The organism is Duganella alba, assembly GCF_009674495.1.
GTDB lineage: Bacteria > Pseudomonadota > Gammaproteobacteria > Burkholderiales > Burkholderiaceae_D > Rugamonas > Rugamonas alba.
In genome coordinates this window covers 1-5,594 of sequence record NZ_WKJN01000074.1, presented here as the reverse complement: position 1 = coordinate 5,594, position 5,594 = coordinate 1, and the positions used below count along the sequence as shown (strand labels likewise).

Below are 5,594 nucleotides of genomic sequence, written 5' to 3'. Positions count from 1 at the left end.
CGCCACTCGCCACCAGAGCAAGCTCCGTGCTGCCGTTCGACTTGCATGTGTAAGGCATGCCGCCAGCGTTCAATCTGAGCCAGGATCAAACTCTTTAGTTTAATCTCTGTTTAATGACCTCTGCAGGTCATTGGTTCGCTCACTCAAAACACTAACAGTATTACTCTTAGTACTTCTTGTTGAGCATTTAATGCTTTTAGTTTCGCAGTACCGAAGTACCGCGTGCACTTGCATCAAACGCCCACATTTATCGACTGTAAATTTTTAAAGATCTAATTCGGTATTGCTAGCTGAAGAAGCGTTTTGTTCATCAGCGAAGAGGCAAGATTATGAAGCGTTTCGCACATCTCGTCAAGCTCTTCTTTTTCCCGCTTCACTCTGCATTTGCATGCGTCGTTTTGCGAGGGAGCGAACTATAGCAAGGGCGGGCGCGTCTGGCAAGGGTAAAATACGCGGATGTCTATCTTACTTACCACGCTTAACGCCCGCTATACCCATGCGTCGCTGGGATTGCGCTATTTGCTCGCCAATATGGGCGCGCTGCAGGAGCAAACGCACCTGCAGGAATTCGTCATCGGCGCCAAGGCGACCGAGATTGTTGAACGCATCCTGTCGTACTCGCCGAAGATCGTCGGCTTCGGCATCTATATATGGAACGTCGAGGAGACCACCAAGGTTGTCGCCATGCTCAAGCGCGTGGCGCCGCATGTGGCCGTGGTCCTGGGCGGACCGGAAGTCTCGCACGAGACCAATGAACAGGAGATCGTCAAGCTGGCCGACCATGTGGTGACCGGCTGGGGCGAGGTGACCTTCCCCAAGCTGTGCGGCGAGATCCTGCACGGCCCCAAGCCGCTGATGAAGGTGCATGCCGGCGTCCAGCCGCCGATCAACGACATCAAGCTGCCCTACTCCCTATATAGCGACGACGACATCAAGAACCGCACCTTGTATGTGGAAGCCTCGCGCGGCTGCCCGTTCAAGTGCGAGTTCTGCCTGTCGGCGCTGGACAAGACGGCCTGGCCGTTCGCGCTGGATAACTTCCTGGCGGAGATGGAGTCGCTGTACCAGCGCGGCGCGCGGCTGTTCAAGTTTGTCGACCGCACCTTCAACCTGAATATCAAGACCAGCCTGAAGATCATGCAGTTCTTCCTCGACAAGCTGGAAGCCAACCCGGACGATCCGGTCTACGCCCACTTCGAGCTGGTGCCGGACCATCTGCCGGACGCGCTGAAAGAAGGCATCAGCAAGTTCCCGCCCGGCGCGTTGCAGTTCGAAATCGGCATCCAGAGCTTCAATCCGGCGGTGCAGACGCTGGTCAGCCGCAGGCAGGACAACCAGAAGGCGGCCGACAACATCCGCTGGCTGACCACGCAGTCGCACGCGCACATGCACGTCGACCTGATCGCCGGCCTGCCCGGCGAGACGGTGGAGAGCTTCGCCGAAGGCTTCAACAAACTGTGGGCGCTGGAGCCGCACGAGATCCAGTTCGGCATCCTCAAGCGCCTGCGCGGCACGCCGATCATCCGCCACACGCAGGAATTCGGCATGGTGTACGACCCGTATGCGCCGTACACCATCCTGGCCAACCGCGATATCGACTTTGCAACCATGCAGCGACTGGTGCGTTTTGCCCGCTACTGGGACCTGGTGGCCAACTCGGGGCGCTTCGGCCATACCTTGCCGGTGCTGCTGGGCGACGCGCCGTTCCAGCGCTTCATGGCCTTTGCCGACTGGCTGTATGCGAATACCGACGCCACCCACCGCATCGCGCTGGAACGGCTGGTGGCCATGGTGGCGCGCTATCTGCAGACCCAGGGCATGGACAAGGCCGACGCCGAGGCCCTGCTGGCCAGCGACTATGCGGGGGCGAAACCCAAAGCGATGGAAACGCCGGCGCCAAAACGGCAAGCCAGGAGGCTGGCCGCCTGATGCTTCTCCCCCGCAAACCGGAGCCAGGGGTCTGTCCCCGGACGGGGACAGACCCCGCCTGGCTGTGCGGGGTGCAGCCATAGCGCGCCTACCTGTGGGGTCTGCCTTATGAGCGAGTGCACACCCCGGACGAGAACATTGGTAGCGGCCGGGGCGAAACTCCCTTAAACTTGCAATATGCCTATAGCCCATGAGCCTACCCTGACCCTGAATGCCGGCGCCGTCGCCGCGACCGGCACCTGGCAAGTACACGCTCTGGCACAGGGCAAGGCGATGGCCACCATCACCGCCTTCCTCAAGTCGCTCAAGGGCGACCACCTCAAATGGGATCTGTCGGCGGTCGACAGCATGGACCACATCGGCGCCCAGCTGTTCTGGAACGCCTGGGGCAAGACCCGCCCGGCCAACCTGCAACTGGCGCCGGAGCTGGAAGAATTCTTCAACCGCCTGGAATCCACCGGCCCGCTGGAACTGCCACGCTCGCGCCAGCACCGCCTGACGCTGGTGATGAAACTGGGCTTCGCCATGCTGCTGTTCTTCGAGCACATGGCCGGCCTGATACGGCTGATCGGCCAGGTGGTGCTGGACCTCGGCACCTTCATCCGCCGCCCCGGACGCGGACCGTGGATGGAAATCTCGGCCAATATCTTCCATGCCGGCTTCCAGGCGCTGGGCATCACGGCGCTGGTCGGCTTCCTGATCGGCGTGGTGTTTTCCTACCTGTCGGCGCAGCAGCTGCGCAACTTCGGCGGCGACATCTTCCTGGTCAACCTGCTGGGCATGAGCATCATCCGCGAACTGGGACCGCTGCTGGCGGCGATCCTGGTGGCCGGCCGTTCCGGCTCCTCCATCACCGCGCAGCTGGGCGTGATGCGCGTGACCGAGGAACTCGACGCCATGCTGGTGATGGGCATTTCGCACGGCTTCCGCCTGATCATGCCCAAGGTGCTGGCCCTGGCCATCGCCATGCCGCTGCTGGTGATCTGGACCGACACCATCGCGCTGCTGGGCGGCATGCTGTCGGCCAAGCTGGAGCTGAACCTGTCGCCGCAATACTTCCTGCTGAAACTGCCGGAAGCCGTGCCGCTGGCGAACTACATGATCGGCATCGGCAAGGGCGTGGTGTTCGGCATGCTGATCGCGCTGGTGTCGTGCCACTTCGGCCTGCGCATCAAGCCGAACACCGAAAGCCTGGGACGCGGCACCACCACCTCGGTGGTCACGGCGATCACGGCGGTGATCCTGGCCGACGCGGTGTTTGCGATCGTCTTCAGCGGCGTGGGGTTCTGATGAGCGAACCGGATAGCACCTGCGGCCCCGGCACCGGCGAACTGACGCTGGACGGCAGCGTGCCGGTGGTCGAGATCACCGGCCTGTGGACCAAGTACGGCCGCACCGTGGTGCACCAGGACTTGAACCTGGAAATCGAACAGGGCGAGATCCTGTCCATCGTCGGCGGTTCCGGCACCGGCAAGACCACGCTGGTGCGGCAGATGCTGGGCCTGGAACGGCCGGCGCGCGGCTGCGTGCGCGTGTTTGGCGAGGACATCAGCGAGATCGATTCGGCCCAGTTGCAGCAGCTGCGCAACCACTGGGGCATGCTGTTCCAGCAAGGCGCGCTGTACTCGGCGCTGACCGTGTTCGAGAACATCGCCCAGCCGATGCGCGAACTGCACGTGCTGCCGGAAGACCTGATCCACGACGCCGTGCTGCTGAAGATGAACATGGTGGGCATGGGGCCGGAGCAGGCCAACAAGATGCCGTCCGACCTGTCCGGCGGCATGGTCAAGCGGGTGGCGCTGGCGCGCGCGCTGGCGCTGGAGCCGAAGCTGCTGTTCCTCGATGAGCCGACCGCCGGCCTCGATCCCGACCTGTCGGAAGCCTTTGTCACGCTGATCAAGTCGCTGCACCGCGAGCTCGGACTGACGGTGGTGATGGTGACCCACGACCTGGACACGCTGTTCGCGCTGTCCACCCGCATCGCCGTGCTGGCGGAAAAACATGTGATCGCGCTGGGTCCGCTGCGCGATCTACTGAAAGTCGATCACCCCTTCATCAAGGAATTCTTCCTTGGCGACCGGGGCCGTCGCGCGCTCGAAGCGCTCGAAGAAAAAAAACCCACGGAGCACTGATGGAAAATCGATCCCATGCCCTTACCACCGGCTTTTTCACGATCACGCTGCTGATCGCGGCCATCCTGTACGGTCTCTGGTTCAACCGCGACCGCGTCGAGCGCACGCCCTATGTGATCGCCACCGCGCAATCGATTCCCGGCCTGAACCCGCAGGCGCCGATCCGCTACCGCGGCCTGGAAGTGGGCCGTGTCGGCAGCATCGCCTTCGATCCCAAGGTGGCCGGCCAGATCCTGGTCACGCTCAACATCAACACCGACGCGCCGATCACCACCACCACCTTTGCCGCGCTGGGCTACCAGGGCGTGACCGGCATCGCCTTCATCTCGCTGGACGACGACAAGGTCGGCTCGCCGCTGCTGCCGTCCAGCAGCGAGCATCCGGCCCGCATTCCGCTGCGCCAGGGCTTCTTCGACCAGCTGGAAAAACGCGGCAAGGAAATCCTGACCCAGACCGAGGAAGTGACCAAGCGCCTGAACGACCTGCTCAGTCCCGAGAACCGCCAGACCATCCTTGGCGCCTTCTCCGATGTCAGCGAGACGGCGCAGAAATACCGCGACCTGCCGGACAAGCTGCAGCCGACCATCGACAAGCTGCCGGCGCTGGCCGCCGAAACGCAGAAGACGCTGCACTCGGTGAATGCGCTGGCCACCGATGTCAACCAGTTGACCACCAGCCTGCAGGCGCCGGGCGGCCCGATCGATCGCGTCGCCACCTCGGTGGAGCGGATCACCACCTCGGTCGATGCCGTCGCCGGCGGGCTGGAACTCGACACGCTGCCGCAAGTGAACTCGCTGTCCGACGACACCCGCGCCTCGATGCGCGCGCTGCGCAAGACCATGAACAAGATCAACGACCGTCCGCAAAGCCTGATCTTCGGCGCGCCAGGCACGCCGCCCGGCCCTGGCGAAGAAGGCTTTGCCGCACCGGCCAAATAAGCGAATCTAAAGGACACCGAGATGATGACCACCACCATCCGTAACGCGATCATGATTGCCGCCCTGGCGCTGGCCCTGGGCGCCTGCGCCAGCAAGGGCGTGCCGACCTCGCAGTTCGACTTCGGCCCGCTGCCGACGAGCGCGCCGGCCAGCGCCAGCAGCATCGGCGCCATCATCGTTGCCGACGTCACCGGTCCGGCCGCGCTGGACACCGAACGCATGCACTACCGCCTGCTGTACTCGGATGCGCGCCAGTCGCGTCCCTACGCCTACAACCAGTGGACCAGCACGCCGTCGCAGTTGCTGACGCAGCGCATCAAGGCCAGCCTGGCGCAGGCCGGCGTGAAAGTGCTGTCGACCACCGACGCCGCCGCCAGCGCCACCGTGCTGCGCATGGAAGTGGAAGACTTTGCGCAGAACTTCGACAACGCCACCACCAGCAATGGCGTGGTGCGGCTGCGCGCTTCGGTGTTCCGCGCGCACCGCCTGGTGGACCAGAAGACCTTCAGCCGCAGCGTGCCGGCGCCGAGCGCCGATGCGGCCGGCGGCGCGCGCGCGCTGGCCGACGCCAGCGATGCGGTGGCGGCGGACGTCC

5 protein-coding genes and 1 rRNA gene are annotated in these 5,594 nt (G+C 63.6%); 5 read left to right on the top strand and 1 reads right to left on the bottom strand.

Features of this window, described 5'->3' with window-relative positions:
• Positions 1-101, bottom strand: a 16S ribosomal RNA gene (locus GJ695_RS29175); the annotation flags it as partial.
• 355 nt (positions 102-456) lie between these two features.
• On the opposite strand from GJ695_RS29175, the gene GJ695_RS29170 reads away from it, so the two are divergent.
• The 5 genes from GJ695_RS29170 to GJ695_RS29150 all read left to right on the top strand — a co-directional run.
• Entirely contained in the window at positions 457-1,929 is a 1,473-nt protein-coding gene (locus GJ695_RS29170) for a B12-binding domain-containing radical SAM protein (protein WP_154370585.1), read from the top strand.
• A 177-nt stretch (positions 1,930-2,106) separates the two neighbouring features.
• On the top strand, positions 2,107-3,219 hold the full coding sequence (locus tag GJ695_RS29165) for an MlaE family ABC transporter permease (RefSeq protein WP_154370584.1): 1,113 nt from the start codon (positions 2,107-2,109) through the stop codon (positions 3,217-3,219).
• A complete protein-coding gene (locus GJ695_RS29160) occupies positions 3,219-4,061 on the top strand; it encodes an ABC transporter ATP-binding protein (RefSeq protein WP_154370583.1) in 843 nt (280 codons plus the stop codon). Before GJ695_RS29165 ends, GJ695_RS29160 begins: the two co-directional genes overlap by 1 nt.
• A complete protein-coding gene (locus tag GJ695_RS29155; protein WP_154370582.1) occupies positions 4,061-4,999 on the top strand; it encodes an MlaD family protein in 939 nt (312 codons plus the stop codon). Before GJ695_RS29160 ends, GJ695_RS29155 begins: the two co-directional genes overlap by 1 nt.
• 24 nt (positions 5,000-5,023) lie before the next feature.
• Positions 5,024-5,594: ABC-type transport auxiliary lipoprotein family protein (locus GJ695_RS29150; RefSeq protein WP_154370581.1), on the top strand; the 571-nt coding region annotated here is incomplete at its 3' end.